Origin of the sequence: Streptomyces sp. NPDC048479, assembly GCF_040651435.1 — a bacterium.
Classification (GTDB): Bacteria; Actinomycetota; Actinomycetes; order Streptomycetales; family Streptomycetaceae; genus Streptomyces.
In genome coordinates this window covers 1-25985 of sequence record NZ_JBEZKA010000048.1, presented here as the reverse complement: position 1 = coordinate 25985, position 25985 = coordinate 1, and the positions used below count along the sequence as shown (strand labels likewise).

The 25985-nt window shown below is 68.5% G+C and carries 18 protein-coding genes and 7 pseudogenes; 12 read left to right on the top strand and 13 right to left on the bottom strand.

Going from position 1 to position 25985, the window contains the following annotated elements:
* Positions 1–475: 475 nt before the first annotated feature.
* Positions 476–823, top strand: coding sequence for a MerR family transcriptional regulator (locus AB0D12_RS38215; RefSeq protein ID WP_362693815.1), 348 nt, complete (start codon positions 476–478; stop codon positions 821–823).
* 238 nt (positions 824–1061) lie between these two features.
* Here AB0D12_RS38215 and AB0D12_RS38210 read toward each other — a convergent pair whose 3' ends face one another.
* Positions 1062–1583: a hypothetical protein gene (locus AB0D12_RS38210; protein WP_362693812.1), complete on the bottom strand. Its 522-nt coding sequence runs from the start codon at positions 1581–1583 to the stop codon at positions 1062–1064.
* A 263-nt stretch (positions 1584–1846) separates the two neighbouring features.
* On the opposite strand from AB0D12_RS38210, the gene AB0D12_RS38205 reads away from it, so the two are divergent.
* Positions 1847–2521, top strand: a complete 675-nt coding sequence (locus AB0D12_RS38205; protein ID WP_362693809.1) for an SUMF1/EgtB/PvdO family nonheme iron enzyme — start codon at positions 1847–1849, stop codon at positions 2519–2521.
* 127 nt (positions 2522–2648) lie between these two features.
* Here AB0D12_RS38205 and AB0D12_RS38200 read toward each other — a convergent pair.
* Positions 2649–2819 (bottom strand): annotated as a pseudogene (locus AB0D12_RS38200) (cytochrome P450); the annotation flags it as partial.
* Between the two features lie 13 nt (positions 2820–2832).
* On the opposite strand from AB0D12_RS38200, the gene rox reads away from it, so the two are divergent.
* Entirely contained in the window at positions 2833–4260 is a 1428-nt protein-coding gene (gene rox, locus AB0D12_RS38195; RefSeq protein WP_362693806.1) for a rifampin monooxygenase, read from the top strand.
* A gap of 240 nt (positions 4261–4500) precedes the next feature.
* Here the strand turns inward: rox and AB0D12_RS38190 are convergent, their stop codons facing one another.
* Entirely contained in the window at positions 4501–5160 is a 660-nt protein-coding gene (locus AB0D12_RS38190; RefSeq protein ID WP_362693803.1) for a DinB family protein, read from the bottom strand.
* 357 nt (positions 5161–5517) lie between these two features.
* Here AB0D12_RS38190 and AB0D12_RS38185 point away from each other — a divergent pair.
* Positions 5518–5874: pseudogene (locus AB0D12_RS38185) on the top strand (DUF2867 domain-containing protein); the annotation flags it as partial.
* 118 nt (positions 5875–5992) lie between these two features.
* On the opposite strand, the gene AB0D12_RS38180 reads toward AB0D12_RS38185, so the two are convergent.
* A complete protein-coding gene (locus tag AB0D12_RS38180; RefSeq protein WP_362693838.1) occupies positions 5993–8020 on the bottom strand; it encodes a SpoIIE family protein phosphatase in 2028 nt (675 codons plus the stop codon).
* 742 nt (positions 8021–8762) lie between these two features.
* On the bottom strand, positions 8763–9593 hold the full coding sequence (locus AB0D12_RS38175; RefSeq protein ID WP_362693800.1) for a class I SAM-dependent methyltransferase: 831 nt from the start codon (positions 9591–9593) through the stop codon (positions 8763–8765).
* A gap of 73 nt (positions 9594–9666) precedes the next feature.
* Between AB0D12_RS38175 and AB0D12_RS38170 the strand changes: the two genes are divergently transcribed.
* Positions 9667–10266 carry a TetR/AcrR family transcriptional regulator gene (locus tag AB0D12_RS38170; RefSeq protein ID WP_362693797.1) on the top strand — a complete coding sequence of 200 codons (600 nt, stop codon included), beginning with the start codon at positions 9667–9669 and terminating at the stop codon, positions 10264–10266.
* Between the two features lie 87 nt (positions 10267–10353).
* The gene (locus tag AB0D12_RS38165) at positions 10354–10617 is read left to right on the top strand and encodes a hypothetical protein (protein ID WP_362693794.1); all 264 of its coding nucleotides are present in this window, start codon (positions 10354–10356) and stop codon (positions 10615–10617) included.
* A 191-nt stretch (positions 10618–10808) separates the two neighbouring features.
* On the opposite strand, the gene AB0D12_RS38160 is transcribed toward AB0D12_RS38165, so the two are convergent.
* Positions 10809–11012: a cold-shock protein gene (locus AB0D12_RS38160; protein WP_327321423.1), complete on the bottom strand. Its 204-nt coding sequence runs from the start codon at positions 11010–11012 to the stop codon at positions 10809–10811.
* A 362-nt stretch (positions 11013–11374) separates the two neighbouring features.
* Here AB0D12_RS38160 and AB0D12_RS38155 point away from each other — a divergent pair.
* Positions 11375–11665, top strand: a pseudogene (locus AB0D12_RS38155) (site-specific integrase); the annotation flags it as partial.
* Positions 11666–11718: 53 nt separating this feature from the next.
* Here AB0D12_RS38155 and AB0D12_RS38150 read toward each other — a convergent pair.
* The 3 genes and pseudogenes from AB0D12_RS38150 to AB0D12_RS38140 form a co-directional block, all read right to left on the bottom strand.
* A pseudogene (locus AB0D12_RS38150) lies at positions 11719–12215 on the bottom strand (Tn3 family transposase); the annotation flags it as partial.
* Between the two features lie 304 nt (positions 12216–12519).
* Positions 12520–12711 (bottom strand): DUF6381 family protein, encoded by a 192-nt coding sequence (locus tag AB0D12_RS38145; RefSeq protein WP_362693791.1) that lies wholly within the window; start codon positions 12709–12711, stop codon positions 12520–12522.
* A gap of 368 nt (positions 12712–13079) precedes the next feature.
* On the bottom strand, positions 13080–13886 hold the full coding sequence (locus tag AB0D12_RS38140; RefSeq protein WP_362693788.1) for an alpha/beta hydrolase: 807 nt from the start codon (positions 13884–13886) through the stop codon (positions 13080–13082).
* Positions 13887–14620: 734 nt separating this feature from the next.
* On the opposite strand from AB0D12_RS38140, the gene AB0D12_RS38135 reads away from it, so the two are divergent.
* The 3 genes and pseudogenes from AB0D12_RS38135 to AB0D12_RS38125 all read left to right on the top strand — a co-directional run.
* Positions 14621–16264, top strand: a complete 1644-nt coding sequence (locus tag AB0D12_RS38135) for a S8 family serine peptidase (RefSeq protein WP_362693835.1) — start codon at positions 14621–14623, stop codon at positions 16262–16264.
* Between the two features lie 476 nt (positions 16265–16740).
* Positions 16741–18007 (top strand): annotated as a pseudogene (locus AB0D12_RS38130) (transposase).
* Between the two features lie 84 nt (positions 18008–18091).
* Positions 18092–18307: pseudogene (locus AB0D12_RS38125) on the top strand (transposase); the annotation flags it as partial.
* Here AB0D12_RS38125 and AB0D12_RS38120 read toward each other — a convergent pair.
* Positions 18304–19860: an oxidoreductase gene (locus tag AB0D12_RS38120; RefSeq protein ID WP_362693785.1), complete on the bottom strand. Its 1557-nt coding sequence runs from the start codon at positions 19858–19860 to the stop codon at positions 18304–18306. The pseudogene AB0D12_RS38125 and the gene AB0D12_RS38120 sit on opposite strands and share 4 nt — an antisense overlap.
* Positions 19861–20466: 606 nt before the next feature.
* Here AB0D12_RS38120 and AB0D12_RS38115 point away from each other — a divergent pair.
* On the top strand, positions 20467–20622 hold the full coding sequence (locus AB0D12_RS38115) for a DUF6131 family protein (RefSeq protein WP_251017061.1): 156 nt from the start codon (positions 20467–20469) through the stop codon (positions 20620–20622).
* Between the two features lie 401 nt (positions 20623–21023).
* The gene (locus AB0D12_RS38110; RefSeq protein ID WP_362693782.1) at positions 21024–21266 is read left to right on the top strand and encodes a DUF6411 family protein; all 243 of its coding nucleotides are present in this window, start codon (positions 21024–21026) and stop codon (positions 21264–21266) included.
* Between the two features lie 293 nt (positions 21267–21559).
* On the opposite strand, the gene AB0D12_RS38105 is transcribed toward AB0D12_RS38110, so the two are convergent.
* From AB0D12_RS38105 to AB0D12_RS38095, 3 genes and pseudogenes are all read right to left on the bottom strand, one after another.
* Entirely contained in the window at positions 21560–24559 is a 3000-nt protein-coding gene (locus AB0D12_RS38105; RefSeq protein ID WP_362693779.1) for a trypsin-like peptidase domain-containing protein, read from the bottom strand.
* Positions 24560–24564: 5 nt separating this feature from the next.
* Positions 24565–24867, bottom strand: a complete 303-nt coding sequence (locus AB0D12_RS38100; protein ID WP_362693776.1) for a trypco2 family protein — start codon at positions 24865–24867, stop codon at positions 24565–24567.
* 676 nt (positions 24868–25543) lie between these two features.
* A pseudogene (locus AB0D12_RS38095) lies at positions 25544–25985 on the bottom strand (hypothetical protein); the annotation flags it as partial.

Genomic DNA, 25985 nt, shown 5'->3' with positions numbered 1-25985 from the left:
TGGCTGAGATAGACATTGCGTGCTCGCGTGGCTAGCGTTCCTGCTGTAGCCAACGAAGTCAGCGATACGCGGCAGAGACGAACTGGCGCGAGCATTGCACGGCGCGGCAGTGGAGTCCTGGGGCCAGGAAAGTGCACGACGGCCCCAGGGCTGGTTGCCGGGCCGGGCGGCCCCAGGGGTCGCCGAGCAGCACCGCGTGTTCAGAGCAGTACCGACCCAAAGAAGAGATGAGTGAGAGAGGAGCAGACGCCATCAGGATCGCCCGAGCGAGGTTCAGTTCGCTCGGGTACCGCAGGCCCCGGATTGGAAGGTGGTCCCCGGTCAAGCATCCGCGATCCCCGTATCTCCGACCTCCCAGGCGGACATGCGGAAACCGAAAGTCGGCGCTCAGCGCCGGTAGATGGTGTTGAAACCCCTCGGGGCCCCGGTGCCGTGCGGCACCGGGGCCCCTCGACGCGTTCCGGAAGACGTGCAAGTGCCCCCAGAAGCTCCATCGCCCACCAGCGATCGATTCGACGATGACGACTACCCCGCCTACACCATGGGCCGCGCGGCCGAGATGATCGGCGCCACGCCCGGCTTCCTCCGGGCCATCGGTGAAGCCCGCCTGATCACGCCGCTGCGGTCGGACGGTGGCCACCGCCGCTACTCCCGCTACCAGTTGCGTATCGCGGCCCGCGCACGCGAGCTGGTGGACGCCGGCACTCCCGTCGACGCGGCCTGCCGCATCGTCATCCTGGAAGACCAGCTCGAAGAAGCCCTGAGACTCAACGAGGAGCTATGCAAGTCCACAGCAGACGCGGGCAGGGCTGCGGAGTCCTGACCGCCGCCGGAGCATCGGCGAACTCTGGCTCACTGGCCACGAAGTACGCGGGCGGGGCACGGTGTTCGCCGGGCGGGGTAAACACGTGGGCCCGGGCGTCGTCGGCACGCGACGCCGCTCGCCGGCTGAGCCGCTCCTGCTTCCGGCGCGATCTTCATCGCCAGGCAGCATGACTTTCTTCGGGAGACGAGTCCGCCCCGCGCTCGGTAGGGGCACGGGTCAGGCCGCGGGCGGGGGGTCACATGGCCCGGATGGCTTTGCTGGCGCGTTCGATGAATTCGGTCATCGCGGGCCAGTAGGCGCGGGTTTCCTCAGTGAGCAGTTCTTCGGCGGCGGTGTCGCCGTCGGCCATGGCGCGCATCAGCCGGGCGGTGGACGGTGTGGCTTTGTCCAGGGCGGCGGCTGCTTCGGCGACATCGTCCGGGCCTTCCAGGGTGACCACTTGTACGCAGCGCAGGAGGGAGGCGTACACGTCCCGTATCTGTTCGCGCAGTCGCAGCAGCTCTGCGCGCCGACTGTCGAGGTCAGCGATGTGAGCAGCCTCGGGGATCTTCCAGTACAACCCGCCGATGGCGACGGCCTTGTCGATGACGGCCGCATAGGCGGCTCGCCTGGCTTCGCGCTGCCGGGCGAGGCGGTGAGACTCGGTTGCGGCCTCGGCCTGCAGCCGTGCCGCATTGGCGTTCCCTCGACTGGTAACCAAGCTGGCCAGCACGGCAGTTCCAGCCGTCAGTGCAGCCACCCACAGCGTGTTGTCCACGTCCGCCAGTGTGCCGGCGAGGACTGGAGAGCGACGCTGTCTCCCCGGGACGCGGCCTTTGCTCGTCGTGAGGTGGCTCCTTGGCGGCGCCTTTATGGTCTGCCGGCTGCCGATCATTCATACGGCTGATGGTCCTTGGCGCCGCCACCGTGCGGAGACCGCTTGTCGAAGGGCCGTTGCTGTTGGTGGGCCCTGGCGACCTACAAGCGGCGCTGGAGCTGTCCGCTGCGCGGGGGACAGGCAGTTGGTAAGATCGCCTGCTCATGGACGCGAGCGCAGGAAACGAGATGACTGCCATCCCGCCGGGGCAGGTGACGCTGTCGGACCGGCGAACACAGCGCAGCTGGTCGGTCGAGCTTGCGCCCTACCGGCTCGCTGCGTTCCCGATCACCCAGGCGCGGTACGCACAGGTCACCGGCCGGCGGCCGAGCACCGCGCAAGGCGACCAACTGCCCGTCGAGGGCGTTTCATGGTTGGACGCTGTCCGGTTCTGTAACGCCCTGTCCCAACGCGAGGGGTTGGCGCCCGCGTATCGCCTCCATGCTGACGTCGAGGGTATCGAGTGGAACGCATCCGCTGACGGGTACCGGCTACCGACCGAGGCCGAGTGGGAGCACGCATGTCGTGCCGGTACGGCCGACGCGCGGTACGGGCGGCTCGACGAGATTGCCTGGCATCGCGGCAACTCGCACGAGCGGATTCACGACGTGGGCCTCAAACAGCCCAACGCGTGGGGCCTGTACGACATGCTGGGCAACGTTTGGGAGTGGTGCTGGGACGTCTACGACGCCGAGGTCTACGGCACCTATCGGGTACTACGTGGCGGTGGGTGGTTTGACGAGCCCTGGAGCTGCCGGGCCTCGGTGCGGCGCCGCAGCCACCCGACCTTCCAGATCGACGACGTGGGATTCCGCATCGCTCGTTCCGTCTTGCGCTGAGGCGCGTCCCTTGTTGGCCGGATCGCCGTCATCGGGGCCCTCCGCCCCAGTATGGCCCGCACCACTCCAGCGCGACTCCTGGCAGCCGCCGGGGAATGGCGGTAAGCGGCGGACGGTGCCTGGTGGTTCACCAGGTCACGGGCAGTCGGTGCAGTCCGCGCAGGAGGCTGGGGCGCCATTCGAGAGGGGTGGATGGGTCTGCCGGCGCAAGGTGGGGGAGGTGTTCGAGGAGGGTCCGGACTGCGATTGCGGCTTCCAGGCGTGCCAGTGGCGCGCCGAGGCAGTGGTGTATGCCGTGAATGGGCGTTTTGATGATTGACGTGATCGTGGTCGGCGGCGGACCGACCGGCCTGATGCTGGCCGGCGAGCTGCGGCTGGCCGGAGTGCACGTGGTCGTGCTGGAGAAGTTGACCGAGCCGACCGAGCAGTCCCGCGGGCAGGGCCTGCACACGCGCAGCGTCGAGATGATGGACCAGCGCGGCCTGCTGGACCGGTTCCTCGCGGTCAGTGAGAAGTTCCAGGTCGGCGGTCTCTTCGGCGGCATCGTCAAGCCGTGGCCGGACCGGTTGGACACGGCTCACGCGTACGGCCTCGCCACCCCGCAGCCGGTCACCGAGCGGCTGCTCAACGAGCGTGCGCTCGAACTCGGTACCGAGATCCGGCGCGGCTGCGAAGTGGTCGGGCTGAGCCAGGACGAGGACGGGGTGACCGTCGAGCTGGCGGACGGCACGCACCTGCGCTCGCGCTACCTCGTTGGGTGCGACGGCGGCCGCAGTGCGGTGCGCAAGCTGCTCGGCGTCGGTTTCCCCGGCGAGCCCGCCAAGGTCGAGACGCTGCTGGGTGAAATGGAGGTGACCGAGGATCCGGCGACGATTGCCGCCGTCGTCGAGGAAGTCCGTAAGACCCAACTGCGGTTCGGCGTCACCCCCAACGAGGACGGGGTGTGCCGCGTTGTCGTGCCCGCCGACGGCGTGGCCGAGGACCGTGCGACCGCTCCGACCCTCGAGGAGTTCAAGCAGCAGCTGCGGGCGTTCGCGGGCACCGACTTCGGCGTGCACTCGCCCCGCTGGCTGTCCCGGTTCGGCGACGCCACCCGGCAGGCCGAGCGCTACCGGGTCGGCCGGGTGCTGCTGGCCGGCGATGCGGCGCACATCCACCCGCCGACCGGCGGGCAGGGGCTCAACCTCGGCGTGCAGGACGCGTTCAACCTCGGCTGGAAGCTGGCCGCCGCGGTCAACGGATGGGCACCGGAGGAGCTGCTGGACAGCTACCACGCCGAACGGCACCCGGTGGGCGCCCGCGTGCTGGACAACACCCGCGCGCAGATCACGCTGCTGGGGACCGATCCGGGTGCGACCGCGCTGCGGAACCTGTTCTCGAAGCTGATGGACTTCGAGGAGGTGAACCGGTACGTGACCGGGATCATCACCGCGGTCGGGATCCGCTACGACTTCGGCGAGGGGCATGAACTGCTCGGCAGGCGGATGCGGGACGTGAAGCTGAAGCAGGGTCGCCTCTACGAGCTTATGCACGGCGGCCGCGGACTACTGCTCGACCAGACCGGCCGGCTTACGGTGGCAGGTTGGGCAGATCGGGTCGACCACGTCGTCGACGTCAGCGAGGAACTGGACGTGCCCGCGGCGCTGCTGCGGCCGGACGGCCACGTGGCGTGGGTCGGTGAAGATCAGCGGGATCTGCTCAGCCAGCTGCCCGAGTGGTTCGGCGCTGCCGTCAGCTGAGTGCGCAGTTGTGGCTCGAAAGGGTGGGACCTGTCTCCGGCAGGCCGACTTCCCTGAGGCGAGCAAGACGGCGCCGGCTGCGGGCCGCTCGCGTCCGTCGACCAGGGAGCAGCAGCTCGATGCGGAGGTCGCCGACCTGACCCAGGCCCTGGGCGAGGCCGCAGTCGCTACGGGTCTTGGAAGAAGTCCGCGGAGGGCCGGCTGTGCCCTTCACGGAGGAGCCGCCGGCCGGGTGGGAGATCATGGAGCGGCACGCGTGTCCACTGGTGGCGGGGTCAGAGCTGCGCGGAACAGATCGCGTACCAAGGCGATCTCGGCTCCGTGGTGCAGGACTTCCTGGTTGACCCACCACACGATGTCGATGAACGGCTCGTCCGGGTCACTGCCGTGGGGATAGGTGCAGAACCCGACGGTGTCGAGCGCGGCGTCGTCGATGCTCAGCAGCGACTTCCGCCACGCCGTGGCGCCGGCGTCGAAGGCAGCCGCCGCACCTGCCGCGTCCCCGCTGATGGGGTAGTCGTCCCGGGTGAGGGTGTGGCCGCCGGCTGTGTGATCGGCGCGGAGGGACAGCATCTCGCTCAGGTGGGTCAGGCGCCACGCGATGGTGGTGAAGGGCGGCGGCCAGGGGTGCGGGTAGGGCGCGGCGTCGCGTCCCCAGTCGCCGGTGCCGGCCAGGAGGGTCGCGCGTGGACCCGGTCCGCCCGTACGCCGCCGGACCGACCAGCAGTCTGGCACCGGCTCCCAGAAGTACTCCTTATCGGTCATGGGGCCAACCTCGGTTTCCGAACCGTCACCGCTGTCCATCACCGGCCCTGTCATGCGGTCGGCCAGGCGCGCACATGCGAAGTCGAACTGCTGCAACAACGGGACCAGGCGAGGTGCTGTCACTGACGCTCCCATGGCGAGCTGGTAGGCGCTTGGAGGAGGGACGAACTGATGACCCGCCAGCCTGGCACAACCGGTAGCACCCAACCTCTCATTTTCCGACGAGGGTCCTCACCGAAACGTGGCTGATCGGCGGCCGATCAGCTCAAGCACCCGGCTGCAACCAGCAGTTACGGGACAACCCATCGGGCGGCAAGACGCAGTCGCACAGCTCGGCGATGACCCCGACAGGCCACGCAACCCGATCGACCCCGCGGCGCCGCGTTGGGTGCCGGCAGTCGTCCGGGAGGCGGCTACCTCAGGAGCCATTTCCGGTCAGTGCCATCACCTCTGCGCGGCTGTGACCGCCGTGGTCGGCGGCGATGAGGCGCCGGCATCGGCGCCCGGGTGCGGACGCTGCGGGACCGGTTGCCGGCGGACCTTCGCGAGGGTCCCCCGGGGCCCGACTTCCGCGCGGTTCCGTTCACCTCCGTCTACCTGACGCACGACGAGTGGGTGGCCGAGAGTGCCAACCGGACCGTGCATGCGGTGATGCACATCGGCTGCGTTCCGGACGGAGCCGACGGTTAGCGCGGCCAGATGGCCGTAATGGTGAAGCCGAACGGGCTGCTCGGCGCCGTATACATGGCGGGCATCAAGCCCTTCAGGTACCTGGGGGTGTATCCGGCGCTGCTTCGAGGGATCGGGCGCACATGGCAGGCGAGTGCCGGCGGCCGGAGCGGGGGCTGACCGATCAGACGGAGGACCATCCCGGCCATCCGGCGTGGCCTTCCGGTCAAGCGCCACGGTCCACACCCTCCACGGGGCCAAACCGTCGCCGGGCCCCGTCGACGGAACTCCTGCCCGATCAACGCTGAAGATGTTCAGAGCTGGGCGTGAAGGGCTGCACGCGGGCGATGAGCAGGGCGACGTCATCGGGGTCGTCGGGACGCCGGAGTTCGTGAAGGAGCCGGTCGCAGGTTTCCTCGAGGGGGCGGTCGGGCCTGTCCAACAGGTGGAGGAGGGTTTCCAGGCGCTCGTCGATGGGGTGGTGGCGGGTTTCGACCAGTCCGTCGGTATACAGGACCAGTTGGTCACCGGGGCCGAGGTCGAAAGTGGTGGTCTCGAAGGCGACGCCACCCACTCCCAACGGGGTGCCGGTCGGCAGGTCGAGCAGTTCGGGACGCTTGCCGCTGCGCACGAGGGCGGGGGGCAGGTGGCCGGCGGTGGCGATGTGGCAGTCGGCGCCGTGTGGGTCGTAGACGGCGTACACGCAGGTGGCGATGTAGTGCTCCAGCCCCGAGGTGATCTTGTCGAGGTGCTGGAGGACCTGGGCGGGGTCGAGGTCGAGGTCGGCGAAGGCGCTGGTGGCGGTGCGCAGGCGGCCCATGGTGGCGGCGGCGTCAATGCCGCTGCCCATGACGTCGCCCACGACGAGTGCGGTCTTGTCTCTGTCGAGCGGGAGGACGTCGTACCAGTCGCCGCCGATCTCGTAGGTGGCCTGTGCGGGCCGGTACCGGGAGGAGACCTCGAGGCCTGGAAGGTGCGGCGGGTGTTCTGGAAGGAGGCTGCGTTGCAGGGTCTCGGCGGCGTTGCGCACGCTCTGGTGTGTGCGGGCGTTGTCGATGCACACGGCGGCGCGGGAGGCCAGTTCAGTGGCGAGGGCGAGGTCGTCCCCGTCGAAGGGCAGGGGGTTGCGGGCGCGGGTGAGACTTACGAAGCCGAGGATCTGGCCGCGGGCGGTGAGCGGGGCCAGCATGTAGGAGTGCACGCCGGCGCGGGCCAGCAGAGTGGCGGCGTGCCTGTCGCGGGCGAGGCGCGCCAGGTCGTTGTTGTCCGCGTGAGTCATCAGGATCGGGTGGCCGGTGCGTACGCATTGGGTGGCCAGCCGGTCGGTGTCGTAGGCGGCGAGGTGGCCGGGTGGGTCGGCGGCCTCAGCGGCTTCGGTCGGATAGGCGGCCTTCACCGCGAGGGCGCGAAAAAGGGTGGGGCCGTCGCGGGAGGCTGGGTGGCCGTCTTCCAGGACGGAGTCGAGGACGTTGACCGCGACCACGTCGGCGAGCTCGGGAACGGTGACCTCGGCCAGCTCTTGGGCGGTCTGTTCCACTTCCAAGGTGGTGCCGATGCGAATGGAGCCGTCGGCGATCAGGGCCAGGCGCCGCCGGGCTTCGGCAGCCTCCATGGCTGCCTGATACCGGTCGGTGACATCCACCACCAGGTCGGCCACCCCGAGTACACGTCCCTGGGGGTCCTCCAGCCGGTACAACGAGATCGACCAGGCATGCTTGTGGTCGTCGGCGGGCGTGTGGCCGACGATGGTGGACTGGTCAACCATGGGGATCCCGGTCTCGAGGACCTGCCGCATCGCGACCTCGGGTACCTCGAACTTCGTGGAGGTCATGATCTCGCGGTAGTGCCGGCCGAGGTGGTCTTTCGCGGGTATGCCGTGCATCTGCTCCAGGGCGGGGTTGACGGCCATGTACCGCAGATCGGTGTCGAGTATCGCCAGCCCGATGGGGGACTGGGAGATCAGCCGGGTGGACAGTGCGACATCGCGCTCCACCTTTCGAAGCGTCGGTGAGTCGGTGGCGAGTCCGAGGGCGTAGAAGTCGCCGCGGTCGTCCAGCAGCCGCATGTTACGCAGCTCCACCAACCGGGTGCTGCCGTCCTTGTGCCGAATGGGGAACGCCCCGGCCCAGCTCTGGCCGGACTCCATGACCTCGGCGAACTGCTTGATCACCAGATCCCAGTGCTGTTCGTGCACGAGTAGCGGCGCTGCGTACTGCCCGAGCGCCTCTTGGGCGGTGTAGCCGTACAGGTCCTCGGCCTGCGGGCTCCACAAGACGATCCGCCCCTCGGCGTCCAGCAGCACGGCGGCGACACTGAGGAGGTCCATCAGCCCGCTCGGCTGCGATGATCTTTCCTCCGGCTTACCGGTGTCATCCGGATTACCTTCGGCTACGCTCACCCGGGCACTCCTTCCACCTGCGGGACCGCGTGGGCCGTCTTCCGCCGCGGTCCTTGGCCTGTCCACTAATCTGCGGCCTGCCCTCTTGTCCAGTGAGTGCTTCGGCTTCCATGGTCCCCCTGGATCGCCGTACCGGACACCCGTCCGTACGGGGTTCGTCGGACGAAGGCCGTCCCATGCTGTACCTGCGTTGATCATTCGGCGTGACCAACAGCTGGGGTCAGCGGCGCATCCGGCACGTCGCGGTCTGCCTCTGGGAGTCCGAGGTATGCGCGGACGGCGGCGTTGTCCCCGGCTGCGTCGGCGAGGCGGGCAGCGGCGTCGAAGGCGAAGCAGTTCGACGCGGTGCATCCGCACCTCCTTGCTCGGACCGGGAGCCCGCCAAAGCCGTGGCCTGCGGCGTCAACCTCTTTGACATACAGCCTTGACATGCAGCGGGAGGAGGCCGAGCCGAGAAGCGCATGGCCGTCCGCGTCGAGTGACGGTCCCGGACCGCCCTCCACTGGCCATGCTCCGAGCAGACGGCTAACCGGCAGCCGCCCTTTGCCTGCACTGAACGGCTGCGCGTCACCGGGGGTCATGTCGGCGCGCAGAGTGGTACCCGCACGAGTTCAGCACCACCGGTTGGGCCTGCGTCTCCGCCCGCGCAGACGGACCAGAGCCGGGTGGGTCAGGCGGCGGCGGTTCGCGCCGCGGTGACCGCCACCGTCGCGTAACGCATCATGAAGCTGCCGCCCATCGCGTCGATAGCGGCCCCGACGCCCTCCAGTACCTCCGCCAGCTTGTCGGGCGGCAGCTGGGTGAGGGTGGCATGGGTAGGCATCTGGTCCAGCCACGCGTCCCGGGTGTAGGACCACTCCCAGTCGAATCGCCACTGTTCCGGGTCGCGGAACCCGCCCACCTCTCGGATCCCGTCGGTGGCCTTGGCGAACAGCACCTGATACCCGTCCAGGGCTTGCTTCGTCATCACCTGGAGGTTGAACGGCGAGTCGGGCATCTCCCGCCGGTAGACCGCGGCGAAAGCTTCCGCCACGTCGGGCGGGAGCTGGAACACGTTCCAAAACGCTGCCAGCCGGCCGCCAGGCCCCAGCACCTGCGCGGCCTTGGACGCTCCCGCAACCGGGTCTATCCAGTGCCAGGCCTGGCCGGCGACGACCGCATCGAATTTCTGGCCGGCCGGGTCCCAGGCTTCAAACGTCGCTACGTCAACCTCGACCCCGAGCTGCCGCGCCAGGTCGGCCATCCGCGCGTCGGGCTCCACCCCAAGCACCCTGCAGCCGGCCGCCTGGAACTGTCGGGCGGCGATTCCGGTACCACAGCCGACGTCGAGAACGTCGGGGCCGGGGCTGCCGGCGATGATCCGGTCCACCATGCCTTCGGGATAGCGGGGCCGGGCCCGGTCGTAGCGTTCGGCATCCGAGCCGAACGATTCCGCTACCTGTCGGCGTTCATGAGGCTCGTGTTCGGAAAGAGGCGCTCGCTCCGGCGGTATAGTGGGCATGCGCCCACTATGAATGGGCATGCGCCCACTCGTCAAATCGAAACGGGCCCAGCGAGCGAAGGAGAGATGCACGGTGCCGACAGGGGTAGCCATCCGCGACGCGCGCGAGCAACTGTTCGACGCCGCCGAGCGTGTCCTGCTCCGGGACGGGCCGAGCGCGCTGACCAGCCGCGCGGTCACCGCGGAGGCAGGCTGCGCCAAGGGCGTCCTGCACCGGCACTTCGCCGATTTCGACGCCTTCCTCGCCGAGCTCGTGCTGGACCGCGTCGGCCGGATCGACAACCAGGCCGCCGCCCTGCGCAACTCCGCCGGGACGGGCACCGTCGTCGACAACCTCACCGGCGCTCTGACGGACCTGTTCGGGTCGGTCGCCGTGGCGATGGTCGGCCTCGTAACCTCCCGGGATGACCTGCGCGCCCGGCTCCGCCGGACCACGCCGACCGGCATCCCGGTACTGACGGAAGCTACGGCCATGATCGCCTCCTACCTCACCACCGAGCGCGAACTGGGCCGCATCGCGGCGGATGCCGACGTCGACACCCTCGCTCCCACGCTGATCGGGGCCGGACACATGCTTTTCGCCGACCGGAAAGGCGCCCCGCCGGAGGCTGGAGCCGTCCACAAGGTCGTGACCACGGTCATCGCCGGCGTCGTGCAAGAACCACGGCCATGAACGGCCCAGCAGCAAGCCCGCACCCGGGCGCCAGCCGCGGCAGCGATCGCGCTCAGGCCAACAGAGAAGCCCTCGGGGCAGCTGCCGGTGGTGTTCGCCGAGTTTCACCGCACGCCGGCGCCCGGCGGCTACCTGCTGCTGGGGGTCTACGTCGGCAATGAGCACTTGCCTCCCACACAGGGGTATGGCCATCCGGTGTCGTACCAGTCCTACCTCCTGCCACTGAACCGCATCGCCGAACTACTGGGCCATGCCGGACATGTTGTCACCGCACGATGGGAGCAGGAGCCAAGCGAGCGGGTGGGGAGGCAACACGGCTGCCTCCTGGCCCGCAAACCCGAACAGCCGTAACGCAGAGGCCAGCCGCCCCCCTGCATCGGGGACCACAACGGACCGGTGGCGGCGAGAGCGCGCGGCCCCACCGTCGCGACGGCCCAGGAGGCGCACGAGTTCATCGCGCGCCCTCACTGGCTCAGCACCGTGCCGTAGGCCCCCGATACCGACAGGGTCAGCACTTCTTGGCGCGATGAAACGCGCCCTACTTACATGCGGTGGACTTGCTCTGCCTGCGGCCCCTTGGGTCCTTGGGTGACGTCGTATTCGACCTTGTCACCCTCCTGCAGCTCTTTGAAGCCGGTGGACTGGATGGCGGAGAAGTGGACGAACACGTCCGGGCCGCCGTCGTCCTGTTGGATGAAGCCGAAGCCCTTGTCGGCGTTGAACCACTTCACGGTGCCTGTTGCCATCAGTCCACATCCTTTGTCCCATGCCACGGCACGGCCTTGGCCGCGCCCCGTAGCCCATCGCGGCTACGGCTCCTGAACCTTGCCATCGCAAGCCGGCTTCCGTCGATGAACGCACCGCCCAAGTCGCCCGGACAGCAGGTTCTCCGACGGCATTCGGAGAGCAGCCGGAGCCGGCATCGCCATTCTCGTGTTCCGGGTGTGAGTAGTTGCGGTACAGGATGTAGCGCCGAGATTGATCACGGTCGTGCGCTGGGGATCTCGGCGTCCGGGCGGGGCCGGGGGACGTCGGCATTCTGGAGTGCGGCGAAGTCCTCGCGGGCCGCTTCGATGGCTTCGGGGTACGCGTGGGCCTTCTCGTGTTCGGCGAAGCCCTCGAATTGCTCTGGGGTTCCGCTGCGGTGAACACCTGGAACGCCCGCCGGGCGTCGGTGCTGTCCTGGCTCGGGTGGTGCCGCGAACGCGGTCACGAGGCCCGGTCGTCCGGGCCTGGGCGAGGCGGCTGACGGTGCCGGACTCCGAGCACCCGGCCCGCTCGCGCATGGCCATCGACCGGCTGGTCTCCCGCCGGAAGGTACACCTGCGGGGGGAAGACGCTGTGGCGGATGCTCTACGAGACCGCGGGTCGCTCCGACGAGATCTTGGGCGTGCTGATCCGTCGATGCGCGTCCCGTCCGATCGCCGAATGCCCTCGCGCCCACATCGCCGACACCAGCTCCGAGTCGACCGCGCGCGGCAGCAACGGGCGCTCCTTGACTCGCCGCCTGGAGAGCGCCGTTAGGGCCGCGCACCGCCTTGGGGACGCGCTTGCCGCCTTGGGCCCCCAGCGCGTTCGACTCGCCGAGCAGCGACAGGAATGGGCGCACGGTGTTGTAGCGAGGGCCAGCTTCTCGCGCATCGCCGCCTCGGCCGATCAGTCGTCCTCCGGAACCAGGGCCTCCACCCTCGCCACCGCGCCGGACACCGCCGCGCGTGGCACGGCCTCCTCCACCGCCGCCCATAGCGCGGCCATGTGGAGGTCCGCGTCGTGCTCGCAGGCCCGGTCCAGCTCCTCTACCAGGATCTTCGACGCCCGCGCCAGCGTGCGCGCTGCCTTCTCCACCTGCGGCAGCACCGCCAGGTGCTCTCTGTCCGACGGCCGCTGGGCCGGGTTGATCAGCCGGGTGGCCATCAGCAGCGCGACAGGTCCAGCGAATCGTCGACGGCGCCCGGTGCCGAATGCATTGGCGCGGAGGAGACCGGGCTGCTGGCGGCGCAGAAAATGACCGAGCCGGGGGTGGTCGCACTGCCGATCTGTGGCAGCGACAGCAGGCCAAGGCATGCTGACCCGAAGGTCGCGACCTGCTTCAGGCCCTCTCCGCAGACTGACCCGACCAGAACTTGCTACAGACACAAATGACCGGCCGGCGGCCCGGTTCAGTACGCGAGGGTTCTCGCGAACCGAACCAGTGCCTCTCGCGCGCCTGGAGGGTCGCGGGGGCGGCCACCGGCCGGTGCATGCGACGGGCCGTTACAGCATGGGGTCGATGTCCCGGCCGCCGATGCCGCTTTCCTGCTGGCTCTCCTCCTTGAGCCGACGAGCCTTGTCCTTCAGCCGCTGACGCTCCTCCGGGTCCGTGGCACGCTCCGCGGCCTGCTCCATCTCTTGGGCCTTCTGACGCATCTGCTTGGAACGACCGCCAGACTCGCCTGCAACGCTCATGATCACTCCTTGGTGTGACGGGGAGAGCGGGCCGCACCAGCGAACCATCGCCCCCGCGCCCGTGCATCTCGAACGGTCACCCACGGCTATCTACACAGCTCGAATGCCGTGTCGGCCCTCCAGATCTGCGCGACGAGACACTGGCAATGCAGAGCTTGATTCCGGTCGACGAATGGGTCGCGTCCGGTCCGGGTGTGTGGAGGATCCTCGGACGCGCACCACGTCCAGATCGTGACCGGTATCGGGGCATTCCCGTCTGGGCCCCGGTCGACGGCGGACTCGCGGTCGGCGCCGCGTCGTTGCCGGTGTGATCCTCATGCGGAGGCGGCGGCGATCTCCACCTCGTAACGTAAGGGTGCTGATGCCGATCATGGCCGGGGCCCGGTCAGGTACTCGGCGACGCGTTCCCCCCAAGTCCGGATGTCGGCGCGAGTTCGGGACACATGCAGGTCGGCATGCGGAAGCAAGTGGGCCAACGTTTCCGCGGTCGACAGGGGATGGCCCAGGTCATCGACCCAGGCGAGGATCAAGCCCGGCTGGCGCAGCGCCGCGATTGCCGTGGGGGAGGGCAGGTCGGACAGCGCCAGGCCGCGCAGGACGGACGGCAGTACCCGCTCGGCGGGCGTCGGTGGGAACTCGGGAACGTCGGCTAGGGCTGCGGGGCGAGGCTGGTTCCCCTTGGCGGCGAGCCATTCGTCCACTCCCTCTCGTTCGATGGTGTCAGCGGATTCCCGGTTGACCTGGGCATGGGCCTCCCGCGTCGTCCAAGCCGTGGGTGGGATGAGCAGGACCAGTCGGGAGAACCGGTCGGGAGCCTGGACAGCGGCGTGCAGCACGCTGCCGCATCCCATGGAAGCGCCCATGGCGTCGACGGGCTCGGCGGCGCTCAGGTGATCGAGCAGGGCCAGCAGATCGTCCGCAAGGGAGGGATAGGTGTAGTCGGTGTCCACGGGGTCGCCGGTGGATCGCCCGTGCCCCCGGGCGTCATAGCGGACCAGGCGTTGCCCCGCGGCCAGGACCGGCGCCCAGTCGAACAGGCCCATCCGGTCCTCGACGGCCTGACTGACGAACCCGCCGTGCGCATACACCGCGAGGGGGCCCTCACCGGCGTCGTCGTAGACCAGCTCGGCCCGTCGATGACGGAAGCGGCCTTCCTTGACTGTGTGCCTTCCCACTGCCCTCATAGCCGCGCGCCTTGTCTCGACACCTCTGCGTAAATTTTACGACTGCGAGATCAGAGCGGTCCGGCCGGAAACGCGCGCGGCGAGGCCGGCGGTGGCCAGTCCGCAACGCTGCTCCGGCGGCAGGGAGTGCGGCTGCTCGACCCCGCCGATCCCGCAGCGGCGGCAGAGCTACAGTCAACGGCGAAGATGAACGCGTCCTAGAGGCGCAGCGCACGGGCCCACGTCTACCGAGGGTGCAACTGCGCACAACGCCCCTGTCGGGCGAGAGAATTGTGCGACCACCATGAGCGTTACCGCTGCCGGCACCCTGCCGTTCACCGTGACAACCGCGAGCACAGTCCGCATCCGTTCCACAGTGGATTCAGACGACGATCAGCGACGGAACATGGATCGAACTCCGGCGTCAACCAGCTCTGGAGACTCGACAGCAGCACTTGCAAGAGCCAATCACCGGTCGGAGAAAGGCACTTGCGTGATCGGAACCTTTCCATCCGGGACCATTGTCTGACATCTTGCGTCCACCACTTCCCACAATCGGCCCGGTCGGCACCACCAGCGCCGCCGGGCTCTCGGAGGATGCATTGCTTACCCTCATATCAGGCCGTCTGAGACGCTCGGTGGTGGCCGCCGCTGCCCTCGGCGCGGCCGCCGCGTTGGTAACTCCCGTCGGGGCTGCCCAGGCAGCGACGACCACGTCGGGGACTTCTGGGGCCTCCGCGCAGCCCATGGCCTCGTGGGCCGCCGGTACCCGGGCCTACCTGGTCATCACCGCACCGGGCGACACGTCGGCCGTACAGACCGCTGTCACGGACAACGGTGGCACGGTGTTCGCACACTACGACGCAATCGGAGTGATCGTGGCGCATTCGGCGTCCACGACCTTCGCGGGCATCATGCGCGGCGTCAGCGGGGTCCAGCAGGTCGGCGCCACCCGGACCTCGGATGTTCCGGCCGACGCCTACAACCCCGCAATTCCCGCTGCTCCCACGCAGGCCACGACCACCCTCACCGAGTCCAACCGCTGGGACATGACCCAGATCAATGCCGACAAGGCATGGGCTGTGACCACCGGTTCCTCCGCGGTCAAGGTCGGTGTCCTCGACACCGGTGTCGACGACCTGCACCAGGACATCGCGCCCAACTTCGACGCGGCGGACTCCGTCTCCTGCGCCTATGGCAAGGCGGACACGAGGACCGGCGCATGGCGCCCTGTCGGCGACCACGGCACGCATGTGGCGGGTACGATCGCGGCGGCCAAGAACGGCAAGGGCGTCATCGGTGTGGCCCCGGGCGTCAAGATCTCCTCCGTCCGGATCGCCGAGCCGAACACCAGCATGTTCTTCGCCGAGAACACCGTCTGCGGCTTCATGTGGGCCGGCGACCACAGCTTCAAGGTCACCAACAACAGCTATTACACAGACCCGTGGATGTTCAACTGCCCGGACAACGTGGACCAGGCAGCGATCATCGAGGGCGTCAGGCGCGCCCAGGAGTACGCGGAGGGCAAGGGCTCGCTGCAGGTCGCGGCCGCGGGCAACTCCAACTACGACCTGGCGAACAAGCGGACCGACACATCGAGCCCGAACGACTCGACCCCCGTCACCCGCACCATCACCAACGCCTGCATCGACATCCCCACCGAGCTGCCGGGCGTGGTCACCGTCGCAGCCATGGGCAATGGCAACGTCAAGGCCTCGTACTCCAACCTCGGCCGGAACATCATCGACATCGCGGCCCCGGGCGGCGACGGCGCGTCCGGGGTCTATTCGACGCTGCCGGGCGGCAAGTACGGCACCATGAACGGCACGTCGATGGCTTCCCCGCATGTCGCCGGTGTGGCCGCACTGCTGGCGAGCAGCAACCCCGGCTCCACGCCTGCGGACCTCCGGGCCAAGCTGGCCGCCCAGGCCACCGACACAGCCTGCCCCTCCGACAGCCGCTGCACGGGCACGACCGCCAACAACAGTTTCTTCGGCGAGGGCCAGGTCGACGCGCTGAAGGCCGTCGGTGGCACGCCGCCGCCCGGCGCGTACTTCGAGAACACTGTGGACGTGGCCATCGCCGACAACTCCACGGTGGAGTCTCCGCTCACCGTGACCGGGGTCAGCGGCAACGCCCCGGCCACGCTCAAGGTCGGCGTGGACATCAAGCACACCTACCGCGGCGACCTCGTGCTCTCTCTCGTCGCCCCCGACGGCACGGTCTATGCGCTCGAGGACTTTCCGAACAATGACGGCACCGACAACGTCGCCAAGACGTACACCGTGAACGCCTCGTCGGAAGTGGCCGCGGGCACGTGGAAGCTGCGCGTCCGTGACGTCGCCTCCCAGGACACCGGCAAGATCGACGCTTGGAACCTGACCTTCTAGTGCGTCATCGGGTCCCGGAGGGAGCTGTGCGCAGCTCTCACCGGGACCTGAGCTCAGTGCAGAGCCAATGAGTCGTCCGACCTGCTCCGCCGCAGGTGCGAGCGCGGGCATCACGCCGCCTGCGGGCCTCGGAAGCAAACCCCAGCAGGGCCTGTATCACCGCCAGGGTGACCAGTTCAGAGTTGCTCAACCAGACGGAGCACCCGAAGGTGGCCTCCGTCCCCTGATGTAGCCGCTTCAGGGCAACCTCGCGCCCCGCCACTTCGGGGGACGATGACTGCGGTGCGTTGGCGTCACCAGATTCCTCTGAGGGTGCCCCGGGCTTCAGGTCGGGGAGAAATCGGACTCGTGCGAAGCAGGGCAGGGAAAGCGGGATCGCCGCCAGGGCGATCCGGCGTCCGCCTCGAGAGGGGGTGAGGCAGCCCGCAGTGATCAGGAGCTCTCAACTGTCAGTCCTTCCGGGTAGGTTCAGATTCATGACGACGGAAGCGATTACGGATGGGGCCGGGCACGCCCGGTACACCTTTCGTGTGCGCCTGTCGTCCGGTGCGCGGTCCGCGCTCGAAGCGGAGTGGGACCGGTGCCGGTGGGTGTGGAACGAATGCGTCGCCAAGTCCAGGGCTGTGCACGCCCTCAGCAGGGCGACGGGCGAGAAGCTGACGTGTGGTCCGGCCCAGCTCGACAAGATGCTGACCCGGGCCCGTGCGGTGACGCCGTGGCTGGCCGAAGGGGCTTCGGTTCCTCAGCAGCAGCTCATACGCGACTTCGCGAAGTCGCGGGCCAAAGCGCTCAAGGACATCAAGGCCCGGGTTCCCATGCGGCAGCGGACCGGGATGCCCAAGTGGAAGAAGAAGCGTGGCGCCGACCCGAGCCTGAACTACACCCAGCGCGGATTCCGGCTCAAAGACGGCCGCCTGCACCTCGCCGGCCCAATCGTGCTGAGCGTGGTGTGGTCGCGCGAGCTGCCCAAGCGGCCCAGCTCGGTACGCGTGTACCGGGATGCGGTCGGGCACTGGTGGGCATCCTTCGTCGTCGCCACGACGACCGGGCACCTGCCCCGAACCGGCCGTGTGATCGGGATCGACTGGGGTGTGAAGGAGACCGCGACCACCACATCCGAGGACCACGACCTTCCCCATGCCCAGCATGGGAAGAAGGCTCAGGCGAAGCTGACCCGCTATGACCGGATGATGGCCCGCAGGAAGCCGAAGAAGGGACAGCCCGGCTCGAAGGGCTACCGCGAGGCGAAGAGACTGCGGGCCAAGGTGTACAGGAAGGTCGCCCGGCAGCGCGAAGACACCGGCCGCAAGTGGGCCAAGAAGGTCGTTCGCGACCATGACGCTCTGGCTGTCGAGGACTTTCGTCCGAAGTTCCTCGCGAAGTCGACCATGGCCCGCAGGGCAGCCGACGCGGCGATCGGCGCGACCAAGGCCGCCTTGGTCGAGATGGCCCGCAAGCACGGTCGCACCGTGCACCTTGTCCACCCCGCGCACACCACCATGGACTGCGCGCAGTGCGGAGCGAGAACCAAGCACGCACTCCCCCTCTCCGAAAGGACGTATGCCTGCACCGCGTGCGGAGCCGTATCCCCCAGGGATAAGAACTCCGCCCGCGTGATGCTGGTCCGGGCTGGTCTCTGTCCCGGCTAGCGCTGATCGTGTAAGACCTGCGCGCCCGCCGGGCCACAGGCAACGTGAGCTAGGAATCCCCTCCCTCCAGGGAGGAGAGGTTTCAATTCGATAGACCACACACTCCATGCCCAAACACCTCTACGCAGCGCCCTGGTTCACGCCTGGCTGTGTTGGGTCGAACTCCGTGACATCAGTACGGGCGGTGTCGCCACTGATCGCCCGCCGGGGCACCGAACACGGCTCCGGACTGGGCACCCAACGCTGGGTCGTCGAGCGCGCGTTCACCCACCTGCACTGGTTCCGCCGCCTGCGGATCCGCTGGGAGATACGCGACGACATCCACGAAGCCTTCCTCACCCTCGGATGCGCACTGATCTGCTGGCGACGTCTGAACTCAGTTGTCGCCCGCTAGTTCTTCTGCAGGGTGCGGGTGACACCCGCGATGACGGCGGTCGTCAGCACCCAGCCGAAGGCGATCAGCAGGTAGGCCAGCCACTGGAGGCCGTAGTTCGACCAGTACCAGGCCGTGCGCTGGCCCAGACCACCGATGGGGATCAAGAGGTCGAGCGTGTAGACGAGGGGCTGGAACGGGGCGCCTTCGCCCGTTTTCACCGGGGTGGGAGAGTGCGCGCCGAAGACCAGGGCGCCCAGCAGGGTCAGTATCAGGAGCCAGACGCCTGCCAGCCATGGCCGATAGCCATAGCCAACGGTCGCGTCGAGCAGGTGCCCCCAGGCGCGCGCGGGCCGGGACAAGGCGCGGCGCCGGTGACGCTGTTTCGCCAGGAGCACCCGGCGGGCATCGTCGTCGTGGCCGGCCTTCCGGTACCAGCTCGCCAACTGCTCATACGGCTGCGGGCTGTAGCCCGGGCTGCGCCGTATCCACGCCACACGGCGGGCCACAGAGGCCCGCTGCCCCACTGCCTCCCGTCGCTCGCCCGCCTCTGCCACCTTGATGGAGCCGTAGACGAAGCCGTCCAGCTCGACCACGTCCGGCCAGCTGTGCTCGCTGTCGTGGAGGTAGGACACCTGCGCACCCCGCAGGTCCACGGTGCCGGACGGTGGCCGGGCGAGGGTGAAGTCGAAGTCGACGGCCTGTATCAGCAGGGCGACCAAAGATGGGCCGCGGCCGTCGGGCGGCCCGTTCAGGACGGCTCCTTCAAAGGTCAGGTTGTCCGAGATCCGGGCACCCCGCAGCCGTACGGTCCCGTTCGCGGTGAACCCGTCGGAGAAGTCGAGCATCGAGGCCACGGCGTTGTCCAGGGCGAGCGCCACCCCACGCTGGCCGGGGCGTTCCAGTAGTGCGCCCCGCATGTGCAGTCCGCCGGGCAGCTGTGCCCCCATGAGACGGACTTCACCGTGCGCCACGAATCCGTCCACGCAGTAGACACCGCCCTCCGCGACCAGTCCGCCAGCGGACACCGCCCATTCCTCGGGTGCGGTGATCTCGGCGCCGCTGAGATTCACGGCGCCGCTCACATGGGCGTTGATGAGTGACAAGGCGGTGGCCCTGCGGTGGAAGGGCGAGGCAGCGCCGCATTCCAGGCGAGAGCGCCGCAGGTCGAGGCGCCCCTCGATACGGATCAAGCCGGCTTCCACGCCCGGCACTCGGCTGCCCACGATCGCAATCGACTGGGTCGACGCTCCGGAGAGGTCCACGCCCTCCTCGAACCAGCAGTCCTCGAGCCAGAGGGCGTGAGCGATCTGCGCGCCGGCCAGGTTGAGGTGCCCGGATATCCGCGCCCCGGCGAGCCTCAGGAACGCGACGGCGCCCGGCTGCGCGGTGCTCGCGCCCAGCAGGAGCGCCATGATCACGGCGGCCCGAACCGTCCGTCCGGGGCCCCACTGCCCACCCTCGGCGACACGGTCGTCCTCGGGCACACCCGTGCGCAGGTCCACGCAGTGTCCCTCGGGGAACGCGTCCCACAGCTCACGCTCCGGTGAAGTCAACTCGTCGTATGAGAGCACCCATGCAGAGTAGTGATCTTCCTTCGCGCTCGCCTTACCCCACCGCGCGCGGATCGGAGGGCGGCCCATTCTGCTAGGAGTTCTTGGAGGCACGCCGCACTTCGCCGGCTCACTTTCCACCAGGCACCGGCTACGACGCACCACAACAGCAGCCCGGACACCACCGCAGTCAGCCACGGGACTTGCTCCACCCACCGCTCCACGGCTGCCAGCACTACCCAGCCGTTCAGCAGAATGATCACCACTCGTACGCGCCAATGCCTGAACATGTCGCCCCACCAACCAGCTGCGGTAGCGATCACCCAGGCCGGCCTTGAGGGTCGCAGCCGCCGCAGTCGGGCCCCTGTTCCGCCATCCCTTTCCAGCGCAAACGCCCGCTGTATCGCCATCGGGCTCCCTGCAATCTGGGTGACCGCTGACGAAGGGGCTACGGCGGGGACTGCAAGTTCCGCCGCCTTCTGGAGGAACCCTGCCTTGGCTACGTGGCGGCAGTGCTCACATGCGGTATACGCGGACGTGCCGGTCAGGGCGAGCCCAGGGTTTGCCCCGAATAAAGGCGGGGAGCTGTAAGGAGAGAGGGGGGCCGCTCCTCTACCGGAGGACATCATGATCATCCTCGGAGTCATTCTGCTCATCATCGGCCTCTTGGCCGGCATCGGTATTCTCTGGACCATCGGGATCATCCTGGTCGCGATCGGGGTTGTTCTGTGGATTCTTGGAGCGGTAGGACACGCGGTCGGCGGCCGACGGCACTACTGGTAGCGCTGCGGCACCTCCATCAGGGCGTTCGACCGAGTGTGTCGACGATGCCTCCCCGCGGTGGCGTCAGGTTGTCAGCCCGGCTGAGTGCTGCTGCCGTTCACGGTTTCCCTGCCTCACCTCCAGTGGACCGGCTCCCGTAAACCCTTGCTGGTCATGGTCATCCCCGCTGACGTGGCCGACCGCGAAGTCCTTATCCGCCTCGGCCTGAGGTCATCCTGAACTCGCCCTCGTTTGGGCCGATTCCGCCTCGCGGGCGGGCTGGTCGATCCCGGTCCGGCGCGGGCTGCGGCAGGCGCCCTCGGCCGCTCGGTAGCCGCAGCGTCCGCGGGCCCCGCACCGCTGCGCATGCGGCCCGCCCGGCGGGGCAGGCGGCATGCGTGCCTCGAATTACGGAGTCCTTCATGATGATTATCGGCATTGTTGCCGTCTGTATCGTTCTCGCTGTTCTGGCCTTCTTCGTCCCCCGCCTGTCCCGCCACCCCGAACGCGGAACCCAGCGCACCCTGGGAGCCGGATCACGCGCCGGGTGCAAAGCCCCCGGTGTCCTGGGCCGGATCTTCAGCAAGCCCTTCCGCAGCAGCTCCAAGGCCGTAGGCCGCAGCGGCTCCGCAGGCCGGCGCGCCCGCGCCCGCATGCCGTTCTAGGACAGGAGACCCAGCAGCGCCGTCCAGCCACCCAGTGCTCACTACCGGCGTTACTCAGGCTTCCCGGCGTGGGATGCGACTCCGCCCCCAGGCATCGGACGGCCTACCGAACGCGGGGCGACCCGCGCCGCTGCCTTGGGCACGTGACCGTGCAGGGGCCAGGCCCGCTTCGAGGCGGCTGTTCATGTCCAGCCCGAGCCTGGCGAGCGGGTTCAGGGGCGTCCCGAACGGCGGGAGTGCCAGGAGCCGACGGTCTGGGGAGGCAGCAGCGAGGACGGCCGGGCGTCGTGTGCTCACGGCATGGCACGCCGAGCGTGTCTGCGGTGACGGCGCTTCAGTGTGGGGTCGCGGACGAGATCGGCGAAGGCGGCCGTGGCGCGTTCGGTGTCGTGATCGGCCAGCACGCGGACGGTCGCCAGACGCCAAGCGCTGTCCACCGTGGTGTCCTGCGCGAGGGCGACAAGCAGGTCCGTGCCGCGGTTTTCCCCGGCGTCGGCCAGAATGACCCCAGACTGCAGGCGGATCCTGACATTCAGACTGGCGTCCTGGGCGAGGTGACGGAGTATGGCCGGGCCACGATCGTCTCCGATGCTGGTCAGCTTCTCGGCCGACCTCAGACGGACGTCGGCTGGGGTGCTCGCGTCGTGGGCGAGGCTGTCGAGCGTGTCAGCGCTGCGTTCGTGACCGATGGCGGCCAGCATCGAGATGGCAAAGGAGCGGTGCCCCTTGGTGAGCTTTGTGTCGCGGGCCAGGTTGTGGAGCAGGCCCACGCCGCGCTCGTCGCCGTACTGGATCAGGGCCGCAGCGGCCTCGATGCGCCATTCGTCGTAGACCCAGGTGTCGGTGGCGAGGTCGTGGAGCAGGGCCACACCGCGCTCGTCGCCCATCTCGGCAAGGACCACAGCGGCTTTGACACGCCATTTGCCGTTCGCGAGGTAGCGGACCTGGGCAACCTCGGCGAGCGTGTCGGCAGCTCCTTCGACACCGAGCCACCCCAGTGCCTCGGCCGCCTCCACCCGGTAGTTCCTCGTTGCCTTGGAGAGGTACACATTCGCCAGGGCGGGATCGACTTGAGGGTCCAGCCGATCTGGATGCGCCCTGAGATCGGCGCGCCGCCGGTCATCATCGGTGATGCGGGCGAGGGAGACGAGGGCTTTCGTTGCAGCGTGGGTGACGGGGGAGGGAAGGTCTGTTCCCAGGCGCTTCTGCTCGGCCAGAAGGCGGCAACCGATCATGTTCGTCTGGCGGGCGAGTCGCAGCAGCGCCCTCTCGACCTTTGGTGCATCCGGGTTCCTCTTCTTATCAAGGAGCATCTCGAGGAGAAAGCCGGTGTACGAGGCTTCCTCCGTGCCCGGCGGCTGCCAGAAGCGGGGGCCCCATCGGTTCCAGGGCCAGTGCCGGGACCACTGGTTCCCGAAAAGGCGGGCGGCCTCCTGGTCGCGGCCCTCCTGTGTGCTGGTGGCGTGGTGCGCCGCACAGTATTCGAGAAACGTCTGCTGAAGGAAGACGAGCTCGCCTGCCTGTTCGGTCAACAAGCCGCTACGCAGCACGGTCTCCTTGAGAATGGTCCGCGCCATGCCCAGGGGAGGGGGCGGTGCCTCGGTCCAGGATTCCAAGAGGAACTGGAACGGCTTTTCGCTCCCGGCCAGTCGTTGGGCAGCGAGATGCCCGGCGATATTCAGCGCGTGATCGCGGATGTACTGGGCAACGGTCTCGCCGCCCGGGTACTCCAACGCGCGTCGTTCTTGGAGTTGTCGAAGCTCCAGGATGAACTCGTCGTAGATCTTGCCTCGGCTGGAGGGCAGCGATCCGTCGGGGTTTTTGGCGTAGAGCTGACAGAGCAGTCCAGCCAACAACGGGACGCGGGCCAGCTCGGTCAGCTTCCGATCCAGTGCCTCGGTGACGAAACTCTTGGCCGCCTCTGCGGGATCTGGCACCTTCAGGACTTTGAACCAGTCGTGGGCTACTTGCGGTACGTCGTCGTAGCCGAAGGGCAGCAGGTCGTACCAGGGCACATGGGCGCCGAGCAGGCTCAGTTCGTGGGCCGGCAGCGGGCGGGTGGCCACGACAAACCGGTACAGGTCCCTGTCGCCTCTGTCGGCGAACGCGGCCAAGTCACGCAGGAGACCACGGCGGGTATCGGAGCCGGGGATCTCGTCGAGTCCATCGACCAGTACGAGCCAGGGCACGTCGGGCAGCGGTCGGGACCTGAAGAGCGTCTCGGGCAGTTTCAGCCGGAGTTCGTCGTTCACCGCCTCGGCCAGGGCGCTCGCCAGCTCTCCGCGGGTCAGAGCTGTCGCCGGCACCAGCACCGGGACCGGCGTCCCGTGGGCGTCGCCCAGCGAGCTCTCGACTCCGGCGTGCAGCCAGGTGCGCAGCAGGCTGGACTTGCCGCCACCCGGGCCGGCCAGTACGACGCAGGTTCGCGCGTCGGCCAGAACCTTGTCCGTGGGCAGCGATACCGGCTGGGATACCGGTGGTGGGCGGTCGCCCGGCTCTTCCTCCAGACAGCGGACCTGCTCACGCAGGTAGACCTTTGCGAGCGGCGGCGCCGTGTCGTTGAGCACGCCGGCATACGGCTGGTCCCCGGCCGCCCGTGCAGCGGCCGTCAGGTACGTGTCCAGCGGCTCGTGTGCAATACGTGGGTCCACCCCATGCGCCGTGAGCGTGTCGGGGAAGCCGGGCAGGTCCAGCATCCCGCTGAAGGGGACCGCGCTCAGGACGCTGCTATTCACGGTGATGTTGCGGTCGAGGACCAGCACTCCGATGAGGAGATCATCGGTGGTGAACAACGGTCCGCCCGATATGCCTGCCCAGCCTGATCCGTGGTCCCCGTGGCGAGGCCGCTTGTTGTCGTGAACGGTCAGCAGCCCGGACCTGAGCCCCTGCAAGGGGTCGACGTGGCCGCGCACAGCCATGGTGTCGCGGCTCCCGTCCGCGCGCTTGGCGGCATCGGGGAACCCGAGCCCCCAACAGGAGACGCAATCCCGCCCCCTGACTTCACCGAACCGCACCCGGTCCGGCGGGGGTTCGGCCCGTGCCCCCGCAGCGTCGATCAGCAGCAGGGCCACATCCCGCTCAGGCGCGGCCTTGATGTTCACCGGCCCGCCAGGCCAGCACTGCGACGCGGGGAGCCGCTCAGCGGACCGCCGGCCGTCCAGCGGTTGTACGTGGATGGGCGCGCCTCCCGCGACGACGTGGTAGGCGGTCAGCACAAGGCGATCGGTCAGCAGATATCCGCTGCCCACTCGCTTGTTGGCGACCCGCACTTCGACGACCCGATGGTCGTTCATCGGTTTCAGCAGGAGCCGTGGAGGGGCAGGTCCTCGCCGCTGTCGTCGATCGGCTGGAGTATGAGCTTGAGCCGGTGAACGGTTCCGGCACTGAGCGCCCCGCCGGCTTCGGCGGACCATGGCAGCACCAAAATCCTGGTTTTGGCGTTGCCCTCCTTGCGGACCTCGACGGAGAACTCCAACTCCACAGGCCCCGTACGGAACTTCAGCTTGCCCTCGCCCTGGCCCTCGTGGACAGCCTGTTGCAACTGCCCCCGGACCGCACTGATTGTCTCGCCCAGCTCAGCCCACAATGGCGCCTCAGACATATACCCCCCTAGCCTTGCAGTGCGACGGGAGTCACCGTAGGGCTACCGCATCCCGCGGGTCCCCGAAATCAGTGAAGTGCCCGCGGATTCGTGAAGCACGGGGGTCATGCCCAAACGTGGAACCCGCTGCCGATGCTGGTCGCGTGGGGTGGGTGAGTGGTCTCCGGGGGGCTGTTTCCGGCTTTCAAGCGTCTTCTGTACGCGAGACGCGCAGGGAGCCATCAAGAAGGTGACTGATGCCCCATTCGGTGTGGCACAGGATGATCCAGGCACCCTGAAAAACAGAGCTGCTGTCCACGGTGACGCCCGTCGTGCCTGTCGTCGGCCGGCGACGAGAAGCAGTACTTCGGTACGAAGCCGGATGGCTCCGCCGTTCCCCTCCTGGGGAGCCGCTTTCGGACCCAACGCCCTCTGATGCGCCTTCCGTTGCATCATCCAAGTTTGTCCGAGGCGGGGGTCAGCCTGCTGGGCCGACGGTACGTGGTCGCCTCTCCGCAGTGAGGTCGGCCGCGACGTCGCCCGCGCCTTTCCTGGCTCTCGGTGAGAGTGTCCTGTCTGACCGAACGCAGTGACGCGTTGTTCGAGATCACCGATGCAGCGCTGTGCCGGGATCTGGTCCCGTTTCCGCGGGAGTGGGGGCCGCCCGGCGGCGGATGGACGGATCACGACGCTCAGCTCACCACGACCCGCCACGGGGTCGGTTTCCGGACGCGGCCTGGGCCTGGGTGTCGTGCTCGTGACGCTGCGGGCGCGGCTGCGGGCGCGGTGACCGCACTGGTGGTCCGGGGCGGGCCGCCGGGCAGCTGGCGGCGGTCACCTTGTCGGGATTGAGCACGTCCTCGCCGTACAGGTCCTGCACCCAGTTGGTCTGGTAGATGGTGTCGAGGTAGCGCTCGCCGAGGTCCGGAGCGATGGCCACGGCGGTGAGATCGCGCGCGTCGTGCCGGGCCAGCCAGACCACGGCGCCGCTGACCACCGTGCCGGTGGATCCGCCGAACAGGAAGCCCGCTCTGGCCAGGCGACGGCAGGCGCGGATGGTGTCCGCCTCCTCGACGCGAATCACCTCGTCCACATAGGACTCGTCGAGCAGCGGCGGACGGATGCTCATGCCCAGGCCG